At 62.5% G+C, this 21721-nt stretch carries 15 protein-coding genes; 7 read left to right on the forward strand and 8 right to left on the reverse strand.

Going from position 1 to position 21721, the window contains the following annotated elements:
* Nucleotides 1–10 precede the first annotated feature (10 nt).
* The gene (locus G8767_RS12660) at nucleotides 11–1630 is read right to left on the reverse strand and encodes an ABC transporter substrate-binding protein (RefSeq protein WP_166810339.1); all 1620 of its coding nucleotides are present in this window, start codon (nucleotides 1628–1630) and stop codon (nucleotides 11–13) included.
* A 174-nt stretch (nucleotides 1631–1804) separates the two neighbouring features.
* A complete protein-coding gene (locus tag G8767_RS12665) occupies nucleotides 1805–2095 on the reverse strand; it encodes a putative quinol monooxygenase (RefSeq protein WP_003943546.1) in 291 nt (96 codons plus the stop codon).
* 71 nt (nucleotides 2096–2166) lie between these two features.
* Here G8767_RS12665 and G8767_RS12670 point away from each other — a divergent pair, with 71 nt between their 5' ends.
* Nucleotides 2167–3069: an SDR family NAD(P)-dependent oxidoreductase gene (locus tag G8767_RS12670; RefSeq protein WP_124566961.1), complete on the forward strand. Its 903-nt coding sequence runs from the start codon at nucleotides 2167–2169 to the stop codon at nucleotides 3067–3069.
* Between the two features lies 1 nt (nucleotide 3070).
* Here the strand turns inward: G8767_RS12670 and G8767_RS12675 are convergent, their stop codons facing one another.
* The gene (locus tag G8767_RS12675; protein WP_166810340.1) at nucleotides 3071–3796 is read right to left on the reverse strand and encodes a hypothetical protein; all 726 of its coding nucleotides are present in this window, start codon (nucleotides 3794–3796) and stop codon (nucleotides 3071–3073) included.
* 150 nt (nucleotides 3797–3946) lie between these two features.
* Nucleotides 3947–4819 (reverse strand): hypothetical protein, encoded by an 873-nt coding sequence (locus G8767_RS12680; RefSeq protein ID WP_166810341.1) that lies wholly within the window; start codon nucleotides 4817–4819, stop codon nucleotides 3947–3949.
* 213 nt (nucleotides 4820–5032) lie between these two features.
* Here G8767_RS12680 and G8767_RS12685 point away from each other — a divergent pair, with 213 nt between their 5' ends.
* A complete protein-coding gene (locus tag G8767_RS12685; protein WP_166810342.1) occupies nucleotides 5033–5581 on the forward strand; it encodes a DUF732 domain-containing protein in 549 nt (182 codons plus the stop codon).
* Here the strand turns inward: G8767_RS12685 and G8767_RS12690 are convergent, their stop codons facing one another.
* The 3 genes from G8767_RS12690 to gltB form a co-directional block, all read right to left on the reverse strand.
* Nucleotides 5582–6478 carry a cutinase family protein gene (locus G8767_RS12690; RefSeq protein WP_172436506.1) on the reverse strand — a complete coding sequence of 299 codons (897 nt, stop codon included), beginning with the start codon at nucleotides 6476–6478 and terminating at the stop codon, nucleotides 5582–5584.
* A 184-nt stretch (nucleotides 6479–6662) separates the two neighbouring features.
* A complete protein-coding gene (locus tag G8767_RS12695; RefSeq protein ID WP_166810343.1) occupies nucleotides 6663–8114 on the reverse strand; it encodes a glutamate synthase subunit beta in 1452 nt (483 codons plus the stop codon).
* Nucleotides 8107–12705 (reverse strand): glutamate synthase large subunit, encoded by a 4599-nt coding sequence (gene gltB, locus G8767_RS12700; protein WP_083058061.1) that lies wholly within the window; start codon nucleotides 12703–12705, stop codon nucleotides 8107–8109. The genes G8767_RS12695 and gltB overlap by 8 nt, the downstream gene beginning before the upstream one ends.
* Before the next feature lie 556 nt (nucleotides 12706–13261).
* On the opposite strand from gltB, the gene G8767_RS12705 reads away from it, so the two are divergent.
* Nucleotides 13262–14701, forward strand: a complete 1440-nt coding sequence (locus G8767_RS12705) for an NAD(P)/FAD-dependent oxidoreductase (protein WP_166810344.1) — start codon at nucleotides 13262–13264, stop codon at nucleotides 14699–14701.
* Between the two features lie 410 nt (nucleotides 14702–15111).
* Nucleotides 15112–17151, forward strand: coding sequence for an ATP-binding protein (locus G8767_RS12710; protein ID WP_166810345.1), 2040 nt, complete (start codon nucleotides 15112–15114; stop codon nucleotides 17149–17151).
* Nucleotides 17152–17249: 98 nt separating this feature from the next.
* Here the strand turns inward: G8767_RS12710 and G8767_RS12715 are convergent, their stop codons facing one another.
* A complete protein-coding gene (locus G8767_RS12715) occupies nucleotides 17250–18302 on the reverse strand; it encodes a restriction endonuclease (protein ID WP_166810346.1) in 1053 nt (350 codons plus the stop codon).
* Nucleotides 18303–18657: 355 nt separating this feature from the next.
* Here G8767_RS12715 and G8767_RS12720 point away from each other — a divergent pair, with 355 nt between their 5' ends.
* From G8767_RS12720 to G8767_RS12730, 3 genes are all read left to right on the forward strand, one after another.
* A complete protein-coding gene (locus G8767_RS12720; RefSeq protein ID WP_346842984.1) occupies nucleotides 18658–20010 on the forward strand; it encodes a hypothetical protein in 1353 nt (450 codons plus the stop codon).
* 339 nt (nucleotides 20011–20349) lie between these two features.
* Nucleotides 20350–21108: a hypothetical protein gene (locus tag G8767_RS12725; RefSeq protein WP_240952209.1), complete on the forward strand. Its 759-nt coding sequence runs from the start codon at nucleotides 20350–20352 to the stop codon at nucleotides 21106–21108.
* A 314-nt stretch (nucleotides 21109–21422) separates the two neighbouring features.
* The gene (locus G8767_RS12730) at nucleotides 21423–21644 is read left to right on the forward strand and encodes a hypothetical protein (protein ID WP_166810348.1); all 222 of its coding nucleotides are present in this window, start codon (nucleotides 21423–21425) and stop codon (nucleotides 21642–21644) included.
* Nucleotides 21645–21721 lie beyond the last annotated feature (77 nt).

A 21721-nucleotide genomic window follows, 5' to 3' on the forward strand; every position in this document is an offset into this window, starting at 1 on the left:
CTTCAGGTTTCTAGTTCTTCCAGGCCTTGTCGAAGAACATGATTCCGTCGAGGCTCTGCTGAATGCCGTGGACGTTCTGTCCCCACACACCGAGCCACGGAGTGTTGCCGTAAACCTGCCACGGCACAACCTCATTGGCGCGCTCCTGAATCTTGGCGAGCACCTCGATCTTCGCGTCGTTCGACGTCGCTACACCCAGCTGGTCGAGCAGCGTATCCATCTCGGGGTCGGAGAAACTCGCGGCGTTGTTTCGCCCACCGGTCTTGAGGTTCGAGTACAGACGCTCGAACGGATCAGCTTCCGCGAGGTTGGCGGAACCTGTTGCCATGTCGAAGTCGCGGTCGGCGTACAAACGCTTGACGACGTCGGCAACCGAGTTGACGTACTCGATCTGGAAGTCGAAACCGACGGCGTTGGCCATCGACTGCAGAGCCAGAGCCATCGCCTGCGCCGAATTCTCCTGCAGCGTCAGGTAAGTGATCTTGCCGTCGAAACCGTCGGCCTTGGCCTCGTCGAGAAGCTGCTTCGCCTTGGCGGTGTCGACTCCCATCGGAGCGACGTCGTTGTGCCAGCGAGAGGTGTCCTGGAAGATGACCTGCCCAGGCAGACCCTTACCTTCGTTGAGTCGGTTGTCGAGCGCGACGGGATCGGTTGCGAGGGCCAAGGCCTGGCGTACTCGCACGTCGGCACCGGGACGACCGGGAGCCGTGTTGACCAGCGAGAGGTACGACAGCGACGGGATGTCGACGAAGCCCGGGTAGCCGGAATCGATCAGATCCAGCACGTTCGGTAGCGACCGCATGTACGCGACGTCCGTGCCGCCGCTCTTGAGCGATTCGGTGGTGGACTGCGAACCGACGATGCTGATCAACCGCAGCTTGTCCACGTTCGGGGCGCCGTCGAAGTAGTCCTCCCGAGCGTCGAGGATCAATTCCTCGTTGGGAGCGAACTTCTCGAGAGTAAACGCACCGGCACCGATCGGGGTGAACTGATCGCCCTGCTGGGCGCTCGGCGCGACGATCATGCCGGGACCGGTGGAGAGCAGTGACTCGATACCGGTCCAGGGGTCGACGAGATTGAAGACGACCTTCGACGGTTCCGGAGTGTCTACCGACGCGACCTTCGACGCGTACAGACTCGACTGCGGTCCCTTGTTGGTGACGTAACGATTGAGGCTCGCCGAGACGGCCGCCGAATCCACCGGGGTGCCGTCGCTGAACTTCACGCCGTCGCGCAGTTCGAGGGTCCATGTCTTGAAGTCCGAACTCGGCTCCATCGATTCGGCGAGCTTCGGAACGAATTCCTTGGACGCCGGGTCGTACCGCAGGAGCGTGTCGTAGATCGCGCCCAACTCCGAACCGGCGACCGAACCGGCGATCTGAGTCTTCGCGGGGTCGAGATTCGTGACGGCGGAGTACCCGCTGAACGTGAGCGTGCCACCCTTGACCGGGTCACCCTCGCCGGATTGCTCGTTGACCGGGCCGATGGACAATCCTGAACCGGAGTCCGGTGCGTCGCCGCTCCCACCCCCGTTCCCGCTGTCAGCGCACGACGAGACGAACAGGCCGGCGGAGACTGCCAGCGCGACGGCGGCAACCTTGCGGTGACCGCGCCGAGAACTGCGACTCATTCAAAACCTCCAGGTCAGAAACTGTGATGTGAAGCATTGTCGAGACAGTTTGTGACTTAAGGCACAGGTATTAGTCGCAGGTCCCGCTCAGTGGAATGAAGCGCGACAATTGGTCAGTTTTCGAGCGACATTCGCAGGTCAGACCCTTAGCGAAGGTCAGGAATTCATTCTGATTCAGGCGCCTTTCAACGGATGAATCGCCGGAGCGCCGTCGAGGAGCGGACCAGCAGCGGCAAGCGCTGCCTGCAAATGCGGGGACTGCATATGGGCATCCAACTCCTCTTGCCCGCGCCAAGTTTCGATCGTGACGAAGGTGCCGGGCGCAGCCGCTGACTCGAACAGTTCGTACGACACACAGCCGTCCTCGGACCGACTCGCCTCCGCGAGAGTTGTCAGAGCCGATCGGACGTCGTCCTCGGAACCGGACTTGGCCGGGATGGTTGCAACTACACGAAGCTCGCTCATCGGATACCTTTCGCAGAGAGGAAGTCAGCTAGAGACGCACGCCACAAACGTACACACGAAAAGGGCAACCAATGGGGCTACTGAAGGACGTCACCGGCTGGCGACGCGGATCGAAGTTGCAGCGTCGACTGCGCGATCTCACCGGCACGCTGGTGGTGATCACCGGTGCGGGCAGCGGCATCGGGCGTGAAACGGCCCTCGCCTTCGCGGCCCAGGGAGCTATCGTCGTCGTCTCCGACATCAACCTCGAAAGCGCGCAGGACACTGCGGCGCTCATCAACACACCCACTCAGGCCAGCGGGGCCGAAGCGGTGTTCGGTGGCGGTTCGCACGCCTACCAGGTGGACGTGTCCGACGAACAGGCCGTGATCCGGTTCGCGGAGACCGTCGCGGCGCATCACGGCGTGCCGGACATCGTCGTCAACAATGCCGGGATCGGGTTCTCAGGGACGTTCGCCGACACCGAGCAACGCCAGTTCGAGCGCGTCATGGACATCAATTTCTGGGGAGTTGTCTACGGCTGCCGGGCATTCACCCCGATGATGATCGACCGGGGAACCGGCGGACACGTCGTCAACCTGTCCTCGGCTGCCGCGTACACACCCCAGAAGGCCCTCACCGCATATTCGACAAGCAAGGCAGCAGTATTCATGCTCTCGGATTGCCTACGGGCAGAGCTGCTTCCACACGGCATCGGCGTCAGCACCATCTGCCCCGGCCTCGTGCACACGAACATTCTCAAGACCACCGAGTTCGCCGGGACCACCGCCGAAGAACAACTCGAGAATCAGACCAAGGTCGACAACTTCTACCGCAAACGCAACTTCACCCCCGACCGGGTGGCCAGTGCGATCGTGAAAGCAGTTCGCACGAACAAGGCTGTGGTGCCCGTGACCGTCGAAGCCAAGCTCGGACGCACGATCAGCCGGTTGTCTCCCGGGTCGATGCGCGTCGGAGCTCGGTTCGAGATCTAGATCAGCTTCCGAAACTCAGGCTGCCCGTGAAACCCTGCTGCACATCGGCTTCCGAACGGGGAAGAACCTCGTAGGTGCTGGCGTACTGGCCGCTGAAACCGGTGACGGTGATCGGGCGTCCGACCGCAATGGCGTCGACGTCGATGCCGGTCTGGGTGTTGACGAAGATGACGGTGTTTCCTTCGACGCCGGACACCAGGATCTTGTGGCCGTACGGCAGATCGTCGACGACGGGTCCGCTCACGATCCCGGACACCGTCACGAGACGACCTTCGCTGCCCTCACCGATTGCATTGAGGGGCACTCGCGCCGGGCTGATCTGGGTGGTCGTGCCGATTACCTCGACGGCAGTCGGGCGGACGACGAGCAGGCCTTCCTGATCCGCGAGGACTCCGGTGACCTGAACCTGATCGCCGAGAGCAATCCCGGAGTTGTTCGGATCGCTGATGTAAATGCCCGAATTGCCGCTCTGGAGACCAAAGCCCTTGTCGTAGAAGCTGGATTCGAATACTCCGGACGGCGTAGTCGCGGTTCCCACGACGGTGACCGTCGTTCCGATGGCCTGCGCACGGGCTGCCGCGATGGAGTCCGCGGACACCTCACCGACAACTGCTGCCGGCTCCGCCGTTGCTGCGGTGCCGACAAACATGGTGGCCGCGGCTGCAACTGCCAGCGCCGTCACACCTCGACGCAGGACCGGACCGGCAAGAACGCTGTCTCGAAACATGTTTGAGGACTCCCCTGTGATTTCGTGGCCGCGCAGGTCCTCCTGATGGAGTGCCGCCTTCGCCCACCCTGAGGCACAGGTTATTACAGGTCGGACGCCGCAGCGGTGGTGACATTCCGCCACCACCGCTGCTTCAAGGCATCCGATTTTTCAGGAACCGGAGCTTCCGGACGAACCGCTCGAGCCACTGGAACCGCTGGATCCTGTTCCGCCACCGAGATCGTCGAGAGGATCGCTACCGGTGAGGCCGCCCGGGTACAGGTAGGCGTCGGAGATCGTGCTGAGCGAGGTTCCGGACGTGGCCGGTACCTTTGCTCGCCAGTTGACGATCGGGTTCAGCACTCCGAACGGTCCGCAACCACTGGCGGCGGGCAGCGCGAAGCCGGTTGCCTGGTTCCCGACCGGGCTCACCTTCAGCGCATTGTCCGGGAGCACCGTGTAGGTCGGCACCACCGACGGGTCAGGCGCGAGACGAAGATTCACCGGCGCAGCCGCGGAGCCCAGGTAGCAGTTGTCACCGAGGAACGCGTTGTTGATCTTCATCCGCACCGGGATGCTCAGATCCATGTCGGTGATGATGCCGTTGAGGGTCGGCGCAGCCGTCGCCTCCACCTCGGCGGTGACTGCGGCGAGGCCGAACAGATTGCCGAACGGCAGGTCGATTCCGAGGACTCCACCCGGAACGGTCAACGGCTTGGAGTAGACACCGTGGTGTCCGTCGTCGCGCGGGAGAAGAACGGTGGACTCACCTTCACCGGAGCCGGCCTCGGCGGCGATGATCATGTCGCCTTTTCCGATCGGGAGGTTGAAGCCGTTGTTGTCGAAGGTTCCACTCTGAACCACTACCGACACACAGGATTCGGCCGTGGGCGGGCACACCGCGGCACCGGGTATCGAATTGTCGACCGGATCCTGAGCCGAGGCCATCGGCGCCGCGAACGCGAGGACCGCACCTGCGGTACCTGCAATGACGGCCACGCGCGTGCCGAGACGTCTGTTGCCGTTCTTGTGAGATTTCTGCACTGATTTCTCCCTGCCGTTTATGTGATGGGGGACGAAACTCGCAGTCATTGCTTGTGTTTCGACCGCCGCCGACAAGGTCTTTGCGGTGTGCTTCTACTCACAAGTAACAACTGAACAGATGTATATCACAGGACTTCGACTTAAAAACAGGGCAAAAGGGAGTTTCCTTAAAACGGACAAACTAAGCGGTACGGTGTGTAACACTCACGGGTGATGAACACGAACAGACTGGTCCTCTGCGTCGCGGCAGCGGGCCTACTCCTCAGCGGCTGCAGCAGCCAATCCGACAGCGACGCATCGGAATCCACTTCTGCGGCCACCAGCACGTCGGTTGCGGCGACGTCGAGTTCGACTGCCCCCAGTACGCTTTCCGAGCTGCCGACCAGCCCGCTCGCCGCACCTGCGGAAGCAGCGCCGAGCGTCGTCGAATCGACTCCGCCGGCGGTGTCACTACCGGTAGCGCCTCCGGCGAACGCACCGATCGACGCACGCTCACCGGAAGAGATCGTCGCGAACGCGGGCGAGAAGGGACAGCGGTACATCGCCGCTCTGCGTCTGGCCGGGATCCCGCCCGCCGGAATGGATTCCGCAGAGATCCTCTACGCCGACGGCACCTGCAAGGCTCTTGCCGACGGCATGGCGCGGTCCGACGTACTCGCGGAATTCAACTCCGTCGGCGAGGTGTACTCACAGATCACGCCGATGTCCTCGCAGCGCATCGCCGAGATCTACGTCGACACCGCGGAGCAGACGTACTGCTGATCAGGCTTTGCCGGCCAACCAGTTGTGCAGCCAGGACGTCGCCGAATTGCCCGCGCCGTCAACGACGTAACGCGTGTAGTCGGTGTGGACCTGTGAGCCGTAGAAGTCGACCAACTGATCGATGCGCCGCGAGTTCGCGCCCGGATCGAGCTGGGCCATCAGAGCGGGGAGTCCGCCTGCGGTGATCAGATCGTTGACGATCACGGCGGCTTCGTCGCGCAGCGCGAGCGCACTGGCCGGAGTGGGATCGGACGCCTGAGCCATGAATCCGGCCAGACGCATCACGAAGTCATCCTTGGGCGTCGAGCAGTACAGGTCACCGACCGCGCACAGCGTCACCGTTTTGCCTGACAGCCAACCGAATCCACCGATGCGCGGGCCACTGGCACCGTTACCGCCGACAGCGGGGCCGATCAGGACGTCGGACTCGGAACGACGGGGATCGGACAGCAAGCCGACGCCCTCCACGCGAGTCGGGGGAACAACGCCGATGCCGGTTCCGATCTCGGCGGCGAGATCGCCTGCCGCGTCGGCACCCTGGCTGTATCCGACGATCGCGAAGCGAGTGTCTCCGCACGAGGCAGCCATGGCACCGATCATGCCGCGGGCATTGTCGACTGCCTGCTGCTTCGACTTGGCGTAGACGTTGGACTCCCACGGGAAGGCCGTGGCCGAGTAGGTGACGTAATCGGTCCGCACGGAGCCCGGAAGCCCGTTGGTCACCGGGGCGAGCATGCCGGCGCCGGGCCTGGTGCCCGAGGGCTCCCACGTTCCCGGGATGGCCACGACGTACAGGCTGGGGCAGGGATCAGCCGACGCCACGGGAGAACTGACAACCGGTACCACTACTGCTGCAGCTAGTGCCGACAACACCGCAACGAGACGCCTCGCACGCATGAAACTCCCCTGATTTACCTTCAGCAACCCATACACCACTATCGGTGCTCCGGAATCATACTGTCTGGGCGTTGTGTCTGTCCGATGCACGATTGATGAAGGTTTGTTACAGATCGTGCGAATTGCTTGCAGAAACAAAGCCGCACCCCACCGAATGCGGTGGGGTGCGGCTTTGTGAGAGCCTCTAGCGCTGCGGAGCCGCTGTCGGGTGGATCGGTGACGGAAGGGCCGTGACGCCCTCGAGGTAGGTGTCCACAGCGGCTGCTGCGGAACGTCCCTCGGCGATGGCCCAGACGATCAGGGACTGTCCGCGGCCCATGTCGCCGGCCACGAACACACCGTCGACGTTGGTGTTCCACTGGGACGTGCGGGCGACGTTGCCACGCTCGTTCAAGTCGACACCGAGATCGGTGAGCAGACCCGGCTTCTCGGGACCGACGAAGCCCATGGCCAGGAGCACGAGATCGGCTTCGAGCTCGAAGTCCGAGCCCTCGACCTTCTCGAAGCGACCCGACTTCATCTCGACCTCGTGAGCCTTGAGACCGGTGACCTTGCCGTTTTCACCGACGAAGTTCTCGGTGTTGACGGAGAACAGACGCTCGCCGCCTTCCTCGTGAGCGGAAGCCACGCGGAACATGAGCGGGTACGTCGGCCACGGAGTCTGCTCGGCGCGAGTCTCCGGCGGACGCGGCATGATCTCGAACTGGTGGACGCTGGTCGCGCCCTGACGGTGCGAGGTGCCGAGGCAGTCGGCTCCGGTGTCGCCGCCGCCGATGATGACAACCTTCTTGCCCTCAGCGGTGATGGTGGGAGCGTCGAGGTCACCCAACTGCACGCGGTTGGCGATCGGCAGGAACTCCATCGCCTGGTGGATGCCGTCCAGTTCGCGGCCCGGGATCGGCAGATCGCGAGCTGCGGTGGCGCCGCCGGCCAGAACCACTGCGTCGAACTGCTCGCGCAGCTCGTCCGCGGTGATGTCCACGCCGACATTGACGTTGGTCTTGAAGACGGTGCCTTCGGCTTCCATCTGCTCGAGACGGCGGTCGATGTGCCGCTTCTCCATCTTGAACTCGGGGATGCCGTAGCGCAGCAGGCCGCCGATGCGGTCTGCCCGCTCGAAGACCGTCACTGCGTGACCGGCGCGGGTCAGCTGCTGCGCTGCAGCCAGACCGGCCGGACCACTGCCGACAACTGCGACCTTCTTGTTGGTGGCGTGCGCGGCGCGAACCGGCTTGACCCACCCTTCGTCGAAGGCCTTGTCGATGATCTCGACCTCGACCTGCTTGATGGTGACCGGATCCTGGTTGATGCCCAGGACACAGGACGCCTCACAGGGTGCGGGGCACAGACGACCGGTGAACTCCGGGAAGTTGTTGGTCGCGTGCAGACGCTCGATGGCGTCGTGCCAGTGGTCCTTGTAGACCAGGTCGTTCCACTCGGGAATCAAGTTTCCGAGAGGGCAACCGTTGTGGCAGAAAGGAATTCCGCAGTCCATGCAACGGCTGGCCTGGGTCTTGAGGGTTTCCTTCGGGAACTCCTCGTAGACCTCTTTCCAGTCGAGCAGGCGCAACGGCACCGGCCGGCGAACCGGAAGTTCGCGCGACGTGTGCTTCAGGAAGCCGCTTGGATCACCCACGAGCTGCCTCCATAACTGCCTCGTCCACGTTCTTGCCATCCTTCTCTGCGGCCGCGATGGCCAAAAGAACCTTCTTGTAGTCGCGGGGCATCACCTTTGCGAAGTGACCCACCTGCTGCGACCAGTCAGCGAGGATGCGCGTGGCAACCTCGGAGCCGGTTTCGTCGCGATGACGTTCGATGGCGCCCTTCAACCAGGTGAAGTCGTCGCCCGAAAGATCCTCGAGGTCCACCAGTTCGGTGTTGAGGTTCTTCTCGAAAGCCTTGTCGGGGTTGTAGATGTACGCGACGCCACCGGACATGCCGGCGCCGAAGTTACGTCCGGTGGCTCCGAGGATGACCACCTTTCCACCCGTCATGTACTCGCAACCATGATCGCCCACACCCTCGACGACGGCAGTGGCGCCGGAGTTACGGACTGCGAAGCGTTCGCCGACGACACCGCGAAGCAGAGCCTCGCCACTGGTGGCGCCGAACAGGATGACGTTGCCACCGATGATGTTGTCCTCGGCGACAAAGCCTTCCGCTGCATCGAGCGGCGGGCGTACGACGATGCGTCCACCCGAAAGGCCCTTGCCGACGAAGTCGTTGGCGTCGCCGTGCAGGCGCAGGGTCATACCGCTGGGCACGAAAGCACCGAAGCTGTTACCGGCGGAACCGGTGAACGTGATGTCGATGGTGCCCTCGGGCAAGCCCTCTCCACCGAACGCCTTGGTGACCTCGTGGCCGAGCATGGTGCCGACCGTGCGGTTGACGTTGGTGATCGCGGACTCGAAGGAGACCGCCTCACCCTTGTCGAGTGCGTTGCGGGCCGAAACGATCAACTGCTGATCGAGTGCCTTGTCGAGACCGTGATCCTGCGTGCCGGTGCAGTGGACGTCCTGGTCCATGAACGCGGACTCGACCTGGGTGAGGATCGGCGACAGATCGAGATTGCCTGCCTTGCTTCCCTTCCAGTGATCGAGAGCGCGTGTGGTGTCCAGCATGTCGACCTGGCCGACGGCTTCGAGCAGCGTGCGGAACCCGAGTTCCGCGAGAAGCTCGCGAACCTCTTCGGCGATGAACATGAAGAAGTTCTCGACGAATTCCGGCTTGCCGCTGAAACGCTGACGCAGCAACGGGTTCTGCGTCGCGACACCGACGGGGCAGGTGTCGAGGTGGCAGACGCGCATCATGATGCAGCCCGAGACCACCAGCGGTGCGGTGGCGAAACCGAACTCCTCGCCGCCGAGCAGGGCAGCGACGACGACGTCGCGACCCGTCTTGAGCTGGCCGTCGACCTGCACGACGATGCGGTCACGGAGACCGTTGAGCAGCAACGTCTGCTGGGTCTCGGCGAGGCCGAGTTCCCACGGTGCGCCCGCGTGCTTGACGGAGGTCAGCGGGGTGGCGCCGGTGCCACCGTCGTGACCGGAGATCAGAACGACGTCGGCATGCGCCTTGGAGACACCGGCCGCGACGGTTCCGACGCCGACCTCGGAGACCAGCTTCACGTGGATGCGGGCCTGCGGGTTGGCGTTCTTCAGGTCGTGGATCAGCTGAGCGAGATCCTCGATCGAATAGATGTCGTGGTGCGGCGGCGGCGAAATCAGCCCGACGCCAGGCGTGGAGTGCCGAACCTCGGCCACCCACGGGTACACCTTGTGAGCCGGAAGCTGGCCGCCCTCACCGGGCTTGGCTCCCTGCGCCATCTTGATCTGGATGTCGGTGCAGTTGCTCAGGTAGTGCGAGGTGACACCGAAGCGTCCCGACGCGACCTGCTTGATGGCACTGCGTCGCAGATCGCCGTTCTCGTCCGGCGTGAAGCGCGACGGATGTTCGCCGCCCTCACCGGAATTGGAGCGGGCGCCCAGACGGTTCATCGCGATGGCGAGAGTCTCGTGAGCCTCGGCGGAGATGGAGCCGTAGCTCATCGCACCCGTCGAGAATCGCTTGACGATCTCGCTGGCCGGCTCGACCTCGTCGATCGAGATCGACGGCCGCTTGCCGATGTTGAAGTCGAACAGACCACGCAGAGCGGCAAGGCGCTCCGACTGGTCGTTGACCATGGTCGTGTACTCCTTGAACACCTCGTACTGACCTGTGCGAGTTGCGTGCTGGAGCTTGAAGACCGTGTCCGGGTTGAACAGGTGGTACTCGCCTTCACGACGCCACTGGTACTCGCCGCCGACCTCGAGCTCGCGGTGAGCGCGCTCTTCGGGGCGATCGAGGTACGCGATGCGGTGACGTGCTTCGACGTCGGCTGCGATCTGGTCGAGGCCGATGCCACCGAGCTGCGACTGCAGACCGGTGAAGTACTCGTCCGTCAGCTCCTGCGAGAGGCCGATGACCTGGAACAGCTGAGCACCGGTGTACGACGCGAGCGTCGAGATGCCCATCTTGGACATCACCTTCAGGACACCCTTGCCGGCTGCCTTGATGTAGTTCGCGATGCCCTTCTCGAGGGTCAGACCCTCGAGCTCGCCGTTCTGCAGGAACTCGTCGATGGTCTCGAAAGCCATGTACGGGTTGACCGCTGCGGCACCGAAGCCGATGAGGAGCGCCATGTGGTGCACCTCGCGGGCGTCGCCGGCCTCGACGATGAGTCCGACCTTGGTGCGCGACTTCTCGCGAACCAGGTGGTGGTGCACGGCCGAGGTGAGGAGCAGCGACGGGATCGGCGCGTAGTCCTCGGTGGACTCCCGGTCCGAGAGCACGACGATGCGTGCGCCACCCTCGATTGCCTGCGAGACCTGGTACTTGATGCCCTCGAGCGCACGACGGATACCGTCGCCGCCTTCCTTGACGGGGTACAGGCCGCGGATCACGACGCTGCGGAAGCCCGGGAATTCGCCGTCGTCGTTGACGTGAACGAGCTTCGACAGGTCGTCGTTGTGCAGGATCGGCTGCGGGAGCGCAATCTGCTTGCAGGAGTCCGCATTCGGGTGCAGCAGGTCGCCCTCGGGGCCGATGGTCGCGCCGAGGCTGGTGACAACCTCTTCACGAATCGCGTCGAGAGGCGGGTTGGTGACCTGAGCGAAGAGCTGCGAGAAGTAGTCGAACAGCATCCGGGGACGTGACGAGAGCACGGCGATCGGAGTGTCGGTACCCATCGAGCCCAGTGCCTCGGCACCGGAAAGTGCCATCGGCTTGACCAGCAGGTTGACCTCTTCGTTGGTGAAACCGAAGAGCTGCTGACGCAGCACGACGCGCTCGTGCGACATGTACGTGTACGGACGGTCCGGCAGGTCGTCCATGTGGATCAGACCTTCGTCGATCCACTGCTGGTACGGGTGCTCGGCAGCGAGTTCGTTCTTCAGTTCCTCGTCGCTGATGACCCGGCCCTGCGCAGTGTCCACGAGGAACATGCGGCCCGGCTGGAGGCGGACCTTGCGGACCACGGTGGACGGATCGATCGGCAGAACGCCGACCTCCGACGCCATGACGACGAGGCCGTCTTCGGTGATCCACAGACGCGACGGACGCAGACCGTTGCGGTCCAGCACGGCGCCGATGACGGTGCCGTCGGTGAAGCACACCGACGCCGGTCCGTCCCAGGGCTCCATGAGTGCCGAGTGGTACTCGTAGAACGCCCGACGAGCGGGGTCCATGCTCTCGTGCTTCTCCCAGGCTTCCGGGATCATCATGAGAACTGCGTGCGGCAAGCTGCGGCCGGCGAGGTGCAGCATCTCGAGCACCTCGTCGAAACGAGCGGTGTCACTGGCGCCCTGGGTGCAGATCGGGAAGATCTTGTCCAGGTTCTCGCGGCCACCGAAGACGTCGCTGTCGATGAGGGACTCGCGAGCGCGCATCCAGTTCTCGTTGCCGGTGACGGTGTTGATCTCACCGTTGTGAGCGACCCGGCGGAACGGGTGCGCCAGCGGCCACGACGGGAACGTGTTGGTGGAGAAGCGCGAGTGGACCAGGCCCAGTGCGCTCTCGACACGATCGTCCTGCAGGTCGAGGTAGAAACCCTTGAGCTGCGGGGTGGTGAGCATGCCCTTGTAGACGAACGTCTGGCCGGACAGGCTGGGGAAGTACACGGTCTCGCTACCCGGGCCACCCTTGCCGGCGCCTTCGGAGCCGAGTTCGTGCTCGGTGCGCTTACGCACCACGTATGCACGACGCTCGAGATCCATGCCGGTGTACTTGTCACCCTCGGAGCCGATGAAGATCTGACGGAACGTCGGCATCGCGTCGCGCGCCAGTGCGCCCAGCGATGAGTCGTCGGTTCCGACCTCGCGCCAGCCGAGAACCTTCAGGCCCTCTTCGACGACGATCTTCTCGACTGCAGCAGCAGCCTCGTGTGCATCGGCGTCGCCCTGCGGGAGGAATGCGATACCGGTTGCGTACGCGCCTTCGGCGGGCAGCGCGAAGTCCACGACAGCTCGGAAGAACTTGTCGGGAACCTGCAGCAGAATGCCCGCACCGTCACCCGTGTTGGGTTCTGATCCGGCAGCGCCGCGATGCTCGAGGTTGACCAGAGCGGTGATCGCCTTTTCGACGATGTCCCTGCTGCGGCGACCATGCATGTCGACAACAAATGCGACTCCACAGGAGTCGTGCTCATTGGACGGGTGATAGAGGCCCTGGGGGCCTGGAAGTTGCTTCATACCCAGCCTTCGTATGCCATAAAGATGCACCGACGACCAGCAGCGCTGATGGCCATCAACTTGCAATGCAAGTCCTTCAAAGCACCGACACGACGATGTGTTCGGTACCACCGAAGTAGCCGCCCTGCGCAGACGCGATGGTGTGCGTTCTGGCACCCGGCGACGTGAGTCTTCGGTCGGTTGAAACTTTTGTGAGTCAACCGTGTAACGAAAACGATAATTCAGAACCCCGGCACGGGCGCAACTAAGGTAGCCCTATAATTGCTCTGAACTGCGGCGATGCAGGGAGCCAGAAGGCCCCTCGACAGATTTCGGAGCTGCGTCTGTGCAGAGAAGTTCCGATTCACAGGATACCGAATCCGCAGGAAACAGGCGCGATGGGCGATGAATGCAACAACTGGCCGCAGCGATAAGAATCAGCTGCGGCCAGTGCGCCTCGAACTGTAACAAAAGTTGATCGATCAACCAAGGTCTAGGCCTGAATTGTTTGCTCGCAGAATGCCATCGCTGTAATTTCCGTAGGCTCACCCTTGAGAAGACGGGTGGCTAAGAGCAAATGACAACAGCAGTAGTGGTGGGCAGTGGCCCCAACGGTCTCGCGGCGGCGATCGAACTCGCCCGCGCCGGAATCGACGTCCATGTCATCGAGGGTGCGGACAAGATCGGCGGCGGTACCCGCAGTAGCGAATACATAGTCGACGGACTCGTCCACGACGATTGCTCCGCCTTCCATCCCACCGCTTTGGCTTCTCCCTACTTCAAGGCCCTCGACCGCGAATTCGGGCTCGCCAAGCATGGCCTGACGTGGCTGTGGCCCGAGATCGATCTGGTCCATCCACTCGACGACGGCACCGCCGGGGTTCTGTGGCGTGACATCAACCGGACCGCTGAAGGACTGGGTGTCGACGGTAAGCGCTGGCTCGACGTCTTCGGATACCTATCCGAGAACTTCGACGAGTTGGTGCAGGACGTCTTCCAACCCATCGTCCACGTCCCGAAGCACCCGCTGATGCTCGCGCGTTTCGGGACGGGCGCTCTGCTTCCCGCGACGGGTTTCGCTCGGATGTTCAAGACCCCACAGGCCCGGGCGCTGTTCGGTGGCGTCGCGGCGCACATGTTCGGGACGCTCACCCTTCCTCTCTCCAGTGCTGTCGGCTCGATGCTCACTGCGGCCGCTCATGCTCACGGTTGGCCTGTGGCGCAGGGTGGTTCAGGATCAATTGCTGCGGCGCTCGCGTCGATTCTGCGCAGCCTCGGTGGCACCATCGAAACCGGGAACTGGGTGACCAACTACTCCCAGATCGCCGGTTACGACATCGTCATGCTCGACATCGCCCCCGACGCTGCCGGTCGTCTGCTCGACGGCCGGCAGCCCGACCGCATTGCCCGGGCCTACCGCAAATTCCGCTACGGCACCGCCGCCTACAAGGTCGACTACGCCGTGCGTGGTGATTCCGACGGAAGCGTCGTGCCGTGGACGAATCCGCATGCCCGCAAGGCCGGCACCCTGCATCTGTCCGGCACGATTTCGGAAACTGCTGCTGTCGAACGCCAGACCGTACGGGGTCAGATGCCGGACAAGCCCTTCATTCTGTTGGGCCAGCAGTTCTTGGCCGACCCCTCCAGATCTGTAGGAGACATCCACCCAGTGTGGGCGTATGCGCATGTGCCGCATGACTATCCGGGTGACGCCACCGATGCGATCACGCGTCAGATCGAGCGGTTCGCGCCGGGGTTCCGGGACCGGATCGTGGGCGTTCACGTGCGCAATGTGCCGCAGATGCAGGCGTACAACCCCAACTACGTGGGTGGCGACATCTCTGCCGGGGCGAACACTGCGCGGCAGATCATCGCGCGCCCCCGGTTCGGGCTGGACCCCTATGCCACCGGCGCCCCGGGCGTGTACCTCTGCTCGTCCGCAACTCCCCCGGGCGGCGGGGTTCACGGGATGGGTGGGTTCAATGCCGCGCGGGCGGCGCTGAAAGCGCGGGGTTGAGGCGTCCCCGATGGGGACGACATTTCGGACAAACGCCTTCGGAGGAGTCCCTAACCCAGCCGGCCAACACGGACGAGGCGGAGATGCCCGGCCCAGTGGCCGAAGCGAACCCGCGACAGAGCAACTATTGGCATGAGACGCAGAACATGCATTGCTGGTCAGGCGCCTCGCCGGTGGTGTCGAACCACTCCGCTCCGATTTCGATTCCGCGACAAGAGTGCGGATGCTGCGGGACGAGGTGTGAGGTCAGTCCCGCAGGAGCCGCGCATAGTGTGGCCAATCGAGGGACGCCCCCATCCCAGGAACCAGCACGGTGGCGGCTTTAGGGCCGCGCAACCTGCCTAGGATTGTCTGACGTCGCCCGTACGGTGAGCGGCATCAAGATGGGAAAGAAGGACAGCATGGCGCCGATGACTACGTCCCTTCGTGGCCGAGTCAAGAACACCGGTCTGCCAAAGAGCCACGCGCTGCTCCCGCTACTGGAAGCTGCCGTCAATGGCATACAGGCCATCGACGCGAGATTCGAGGACGACAGCTCTCAAGGGCGTCTCGACGTGAAAATCGTGCGTAGCACGGAAACCGGGCTCGACCTCGAATTCACCGGCCCCGGGCGGGCTCCGCTGGAGCCCATCGTCGGATTCGTAGTCACCGACAACGGGGTGGGGTTCACCGCGGAGAACATGAAGTCGTTCGAGACGCTGGACAGCGACTACAAGTCGGCCGCCGGATGCCGAGGTGTGGGTCGGCTGTTGTGGCTGAAGGCGTTCAGCAAGGTGATGGTGAAGAGCACCTACCAGGTCGCACCGGACATCCTCCATGGTCGGGAGTTCAGGTTCTCGGTCGAGCGAGAGGTGGAGCCCATCGAACCGGCCGAGACGCTCGGCGATACCGGGACAATCGTCGAGTTGGACGGCTTCGGTGCCGCTTATCAAAAAAGTGCGCCCAAGACTGCAGCGGCAATAGCGAGAGAGGTATTCGAGCACTGCATCTGGTACTTTTTGCGGCCCGGTGGCGCGCCTGAGATACGGGTGATCGACGACGGCGAAGTGGTCCTGCTCAGAGAGCTGATGGACGAGTTCATGTTCTCGGAAATGCCGAGAAAGACGATCGAGGTCGAGGGCCAAAAGTTCGACATGGTCAACCTCTGCCTGAAGTCGTCGACTCGTAACCAGACCCCGAGACTCTTCTGGTGCGCGGCTAGCCGCGTAGTGACCGAGGAGAACATCACCGGGAAGATTTCCGGACTCTACGGTCGACTCAAAGACGAGAACGGCGCGGACTTCACCTACGTCTGCTATCTCTCCTCGGAATACCTCGACGCTAACGTCCGCGCTGACAGAACGGCGTTCGACATCGACGAGACCATCGAGGGCGACACGCTCGAGGGCGAGATCACACTCGACAACGTGCGGAAAGCGGTGCTCGCCGAGATGGAAGTACTGCTCGCAGACGCGCTGGCGGCTGCACGGGACGAAGGCAAATTGCGGGTCAATGACTACGTCAGCAATCGTGCGCCGCGGTACCGGCCGCTGCTCAAGCGAATGGAATCGTTAGGGCTGACAGTTGACCCGTCAATGAAGGACACGGAGCTGGAAGTGCTCCTTCACCGCGAACTTCAGAAGCTCGAAGCCGAGACCCTGGCGGAGACCCAGCATATCTTCGCAGAAGACGGCGCCGAGCGGCCCGCGGACTACCAGGCGCGGCTCGACGACTACCTCGCAAAGATCACTGACATCAACCAGTCGGACTTGGCGGCGTACGTGGCCCGGCGCCGGGTGATCCTTGAGGTTCTGGCAAAGCTCATCCGCGCGAACGACGAGGGCAAGTACTGCCGCGAGGATGAGATCCACAACCTGCTGATCCCGATGCGTAAGGACTCGAATGAGATCGGCACCGACGCATCGAACCTGTGGATCATCGACGAGAGACTGGCCTTCCACGACTACCTCGCGTCGGACAAGACGTTCAACAGCATGCCCATCACCGACTCGAAGTCGACGAAGGAGCCGGACATCATCGCCACGCGGCTCGCCGGCCGCGCCGTGCTCGCAGCTGAGCGCCAGACGGTCCCGCTCAGTTCGATCGTCGTAGTCGAGATCAAGCGCCCGATGCGGACTGATGCCTCCGAAGACAACAACCCGATCGACCAGTGTCTCGGCTACGTGAAGAAGATCCGCGAAGGCAGCGCCAAGACGAGCGATGGCCGGCTGATCCCGAGATCGGAAGAGGCGCCAGCATTCTGCTACATAATTGCTGACCTGACTCCCAAAATGATCGACCGCTGCGAACTCGCGAGTTTGCGTCCGACCCAGGACGGTCTCTCCTATTTCGGGTTTAACGATGCGCGACGCGTGTACATCGAGGTCATGAGTTTCGATGGTCTCGTTAACGGAGCCTCACAACGGAATCGTGCGTTCTTCGACAAGCTGGGACTGCCTGCGAGCAGATAGTCCTTGGGCCCCGGACAGATCTGGAATCGCGGGCAGGAGTGGACGCGCACTGATTGGATCGCGCAGCGAGTGCCGTCGATCCGCAAAGGACGAGCGTCCTACAGGTAGCGGAGTCTTTCTGCCGATTTTCGCATCCTGCTCGCCTCCCTTTCAGCTGCCCGCTCCGCCGCCGCTTGCTCACGATCATATGGAACTAGAAAGGTCCGCGTCTCCGGGTCGAAAGGCTGATAAGTCCCGCGCTCCCCGTCATATGCAAAACACGTTCGCTTGGAATCGTATTTGAACGGCATACCGTTGAAATGAGTTAAATAAATCGGGTTCAGCGGCGTCTCGACACTACAATTTATTCTCTGCTCCGGAGATATAGGTTGATAAACGGATCCGACATACTTCCCGAAGGGATTATCGCGCGAACTCCGTGGCACGATGGCCTTATATTTTTCACTCGAGTACGAGGGACCAGTCCCCGACACAGCCGTGGGTGTTTTCACAGTCCAATCGTAAGGATCTTCCGGGCGTCCATACTTCGCAATTCGACGCATCTCTTCGAATTTTTCTGCCAAAGCACGGTTGTTGAATTTTTCTCTCAAATTCTCAGTGATTACGATTGCAGACCTATAGGATCTGCACACTTCGATCAATTGTTCATTATTCAATGAATTGAATTTCTCTATGGAAAGTTCGCTTATTATCGCCACTATCTCTGCGGCAGATTCCTCGGCGGTCGGCGCCACCGGCGGGACCGACTTCTCGGCATCGGCTGGCTCAGTCGTATCACCAGCGATTAGGTAGGTCTGCACAATTTTGTGAGCCAGGCGATTCTGTGCGGTCGGCGTTCCGGATGGGTCGTAGACGAACAGTGCGATTTCTAGATCATCGGCATAGTCAACGGCCGCCTGACTGAAGCCGGATGCAGCGAAGAAGAACAATGCCAAATGGTTTTTCCGTCCCCGAGCGCCGACCAAGCGTTGGAGGTCGGGGCGTCCCACGACGGCGCCTTTCCATTTCACCTGGGCAACTGCTGAGGCCGATACGATATCGATGCCCGCGTCAGGGCCCACGTCCGTAACACGAGCATCCCGGAATCCAAGCACTCGCATGGTTTCCGCTGCGCTCTCTTCAGCCTCTCTAGCTGTAGTGATGAACTTCATCGAACCAGTCCTTCTTTCAAGCAAGACTTCCGGAGAACGCTGACCGAGCAATATTTACATGATCAGTCCGACAAATAGAGGTACTACGGGACACCTCGTAGCACTCGATTACCACCTACCGCCGACGATGACCGCCACGGTGGTGTGCATGGAGCCGTCCCAAGCCGTTCAGGGCCGAAGGGCGGACGATCGGGGCTCGGCGAATGCGAGCTGTCCGGTCGTGATTCTCTCGGCGCCGGCGGGAGTGCCGACCGGCGCTCTGCAGCCATTGACGGATCTATGGCCTAAGCAGTGAGAATGGTTCAAATTTCCAAGGACAGGAGTAGTAGTGGGGCGAGCGACGAATCATCTCACCGTGACCCAGTTCGACCTGTTGAAATGGGTCGCCGACGGATGCAAAGAAGGCGTCTACGAAGGTCCATCGCATCGTGTGTCAGCTCGTTCGCTCCACAACCGCGGGTTCCTTCGTGTCTCCGGTAGCGGGAAGACTTGGGCCGCGCGGATCACTCCGGACGGCACCCGCCGTCTCGAGGAGGAAGCCCACCGCATCGAAGCAGAACGCAGGCGCACTCTTCGGGAGAAACAGGATCGGCTGAAGCGAGAACACGAGCAACAGCAACTCCGCGAGAAGGCTGCGGCGTTGCTGCGCGATGTCGTCGCAGCCGGGGGACGTCTCGATCTGGGGCCCGATGTCGACTCCCAGGATGTCCAGCGCCTACAGAACTCTCTCGCGTCACAATCGCGTCTGCTGCCCGACGGGCAGCGTATGGCCCAGGAACCAACGCGCATGGACCCTGTCCTGGGCGTGACCGTCTACCTGGAGCCAGATTTCGAGGTGTTGACTGCCGTGCGCGAGTTCTCCGTGCCCCGTCAGCTTCGAAACCCCCACCCCACCGTTGCTGCATTTCAGGACAAGAAGGCATTGGTCTCCAAAGCACAGATCGCTCGCGCTGCGCGTTTCCTGCAGGCCCTCGTGACAGCGGCAACTGAGCTCGGTTGGACGGTTCCGACGAAGGTGCCACACCGGGGGCGGGGTGAGTCCGGCCCCGATCTGACACTCCGGTTTCCGTCGAGGGAACTTGTCGTCACGATCCGCGAACTCGACCAACGCGGAGGACGACGCCACGTGCAGGCGTATACGACCGAGACTGACTACTACACCCGAGCTGAGAGAACGACGGCGAACAAGTATTTCCAAGCATCCGGAAAGCTGGAAGTGACGCTCACCAAAACCTGGGAAGACCAGGTCATCGCTTCGCTCCAAGATACCGACACCGCCACGATCGAAGAACAATTACCGACCCTTGTCCGCAAACTCGAGATCGCTGAAGCCGAAGCCGACTGGTCACGTCAGGAGGAAGTACGACGCTCCGAGATCCGCGAAACGCGATGGGAGGAAGTCAAGCAGGAGGCGTTCACGAAACTCAGCTACGAACGCAACGCCGACCGGCTCCGCGACGAACTGGACCGCCGGCAGTCCGCCGCAGCGATGCGTACCTACGCCGAGGAAGTGGCAGAACGGGCCGAACAACTCGACGACGAGAACGGTGAGGAGGCACGAAAATGGGCCGCCTGGATTCAGGAACATGCCGAGCGCATCGACCCCATATACGGACCTCTACGCCTCCTCCGCACCACATCCTGCAGTCATGACGAACTACAACCCCATATGCCTGGGTGGAGCACCCACGGCCCCTATCGCCGGTAGTGGCTCAGCGCCGGAGCTGTTATCAGCCGATTGCGGCGTGGACCTCTCCGTGGTGACCCGCCCGACTGGTCGTCAGTACCAGCCAGGCGGGTCGAGTACACCCAACCTGGGAGGGTCGGGCGCACGATCAGGGAGCAGCTCGACGGAAAGTGTGTGACGACATCCCGGCGAACCCCTATCCGTCACCGTCTCGGAACTAGAGACGACGCGGAAAAGGGATGTAGCGCACCCGGTTCCGCTGATCCGCCACCGGCCTGCGACTTACAGCGGCCACGTCCCTCCCACAGTTCGGCCGATCTAAGCTCACCTGAACAACCAAAGCCACACACAGGAGCAGCGATGAGTCCTCGGCCCACCTGGCTCCACGCCCGATCTACCGAATTCCGGGCCGCCCTGCTCGATCTCGGGCTCACGATCACCGACGCCGAAGCCCGGAATATCCTCGACGACAAAGTCTCCGAGTACGCGGCGCTCATGAGAGTCACCCGCCAGACCGCACAGCGAGACTTCACCGACGAACGTCTCCTCGCGTTCGCGCAGTCCCTCGCTGTGTCCCTCTCCGACGAGGCCCCCGGCGTAGATCTGATCGAATTCGAGCGCGCCGTCTCCATGCCCGTTGCCGCCGTCGGGTTGACCACCGCGGCGCTGGCCGAAGCTTTGAAAGTTGCGCACATCAACCTCGACGACAAAGAAGCCGTCGCCGGCCTGTCTCTGCTGTCGACTCTCGGCATGATCACCGCCGACGCGGGTGCTTTCCTCGTCCCCACCCCACGCCCACTGCTCCTGCGCATCGCCCGCTACCTCGACGGGGCCGCAACATCCATCACCAAAGGTGCGAACCTGCCCGACGGACTCGACGACACCCACAGACAGCACTTCGCGGACATCCTCGCCCAGGATGCCGACGGAATCCGGGCCCTCGCCAACATCGCGAAGACGGCGACACCCCGCGCCTGTGGCGCATCCCCAACCCACGATGACCGCCGGCGCAGCGAAAAACGCAGTCTTCGCGCCGAAACCTGCGGGACGGCTCGCCCGCCGATAGACCAGGGGTGGCTACCGGCGGAGCGTTCGCCATACCCGTTGGGGACCGGGTGATGCCGCCTCCGAAAATTTACGTGTCACCCACCCTGGTTACCAGTCTTCGCACAGTTACAGCTACTCGAGAATTGAACTACCGAAGGGAGTGTCTCGCCGCCTACAGGTGAACCGGTACCGAGTTAGTTGATCGCCACCCCTGGGTGCGCCGTCACTTACCTCCCGCGTACCGACCGGCCAGCAATGACGCAGTAACATCACACACCGTGGTGCGCTGCTTTCCGCCTCGGTTCCAGCGCACCACCCCGTTACCGCCGCGCAGGCAGTCGCCGCTTTCGTTCGGCCTGCATAATCCACCCGTGCAGGAGCTACTCATGGCCTCCCCCGACGAGCGTCTAACCGCCAAACTCGAGCAACTCCCCATCAGCGACGACGCCCCCATGTGTTCACTCCTGCGCACGACGCTGCTCAAACACGCGCAACAAGGCAGCGACATCACCGAACCGACCGTGCTCGGACTGCTCGCTATCACCGGTGTTCTCGAAGAACGACTCACCAGGCTCGAAGCCATGATCCAACCCGCCACCACCACATGACCCCAGCATCGCCTCGCACCCACCGACCAAAGCTGCACGAACGACTCGGCACATCAGTCGAAACTTCCTTCATTCTC

Origin of the sequence: Rhodococcus sp. IC4_135 (assembly GCF_011602025.1) — a bacterium.
GTDB lineage: Bacteria > Actinomycetota > Actinomycetes > Mycobacteriales > Mycobacteriaceae > Rhodococcus_F > Rhodococcus_F baikonurensis.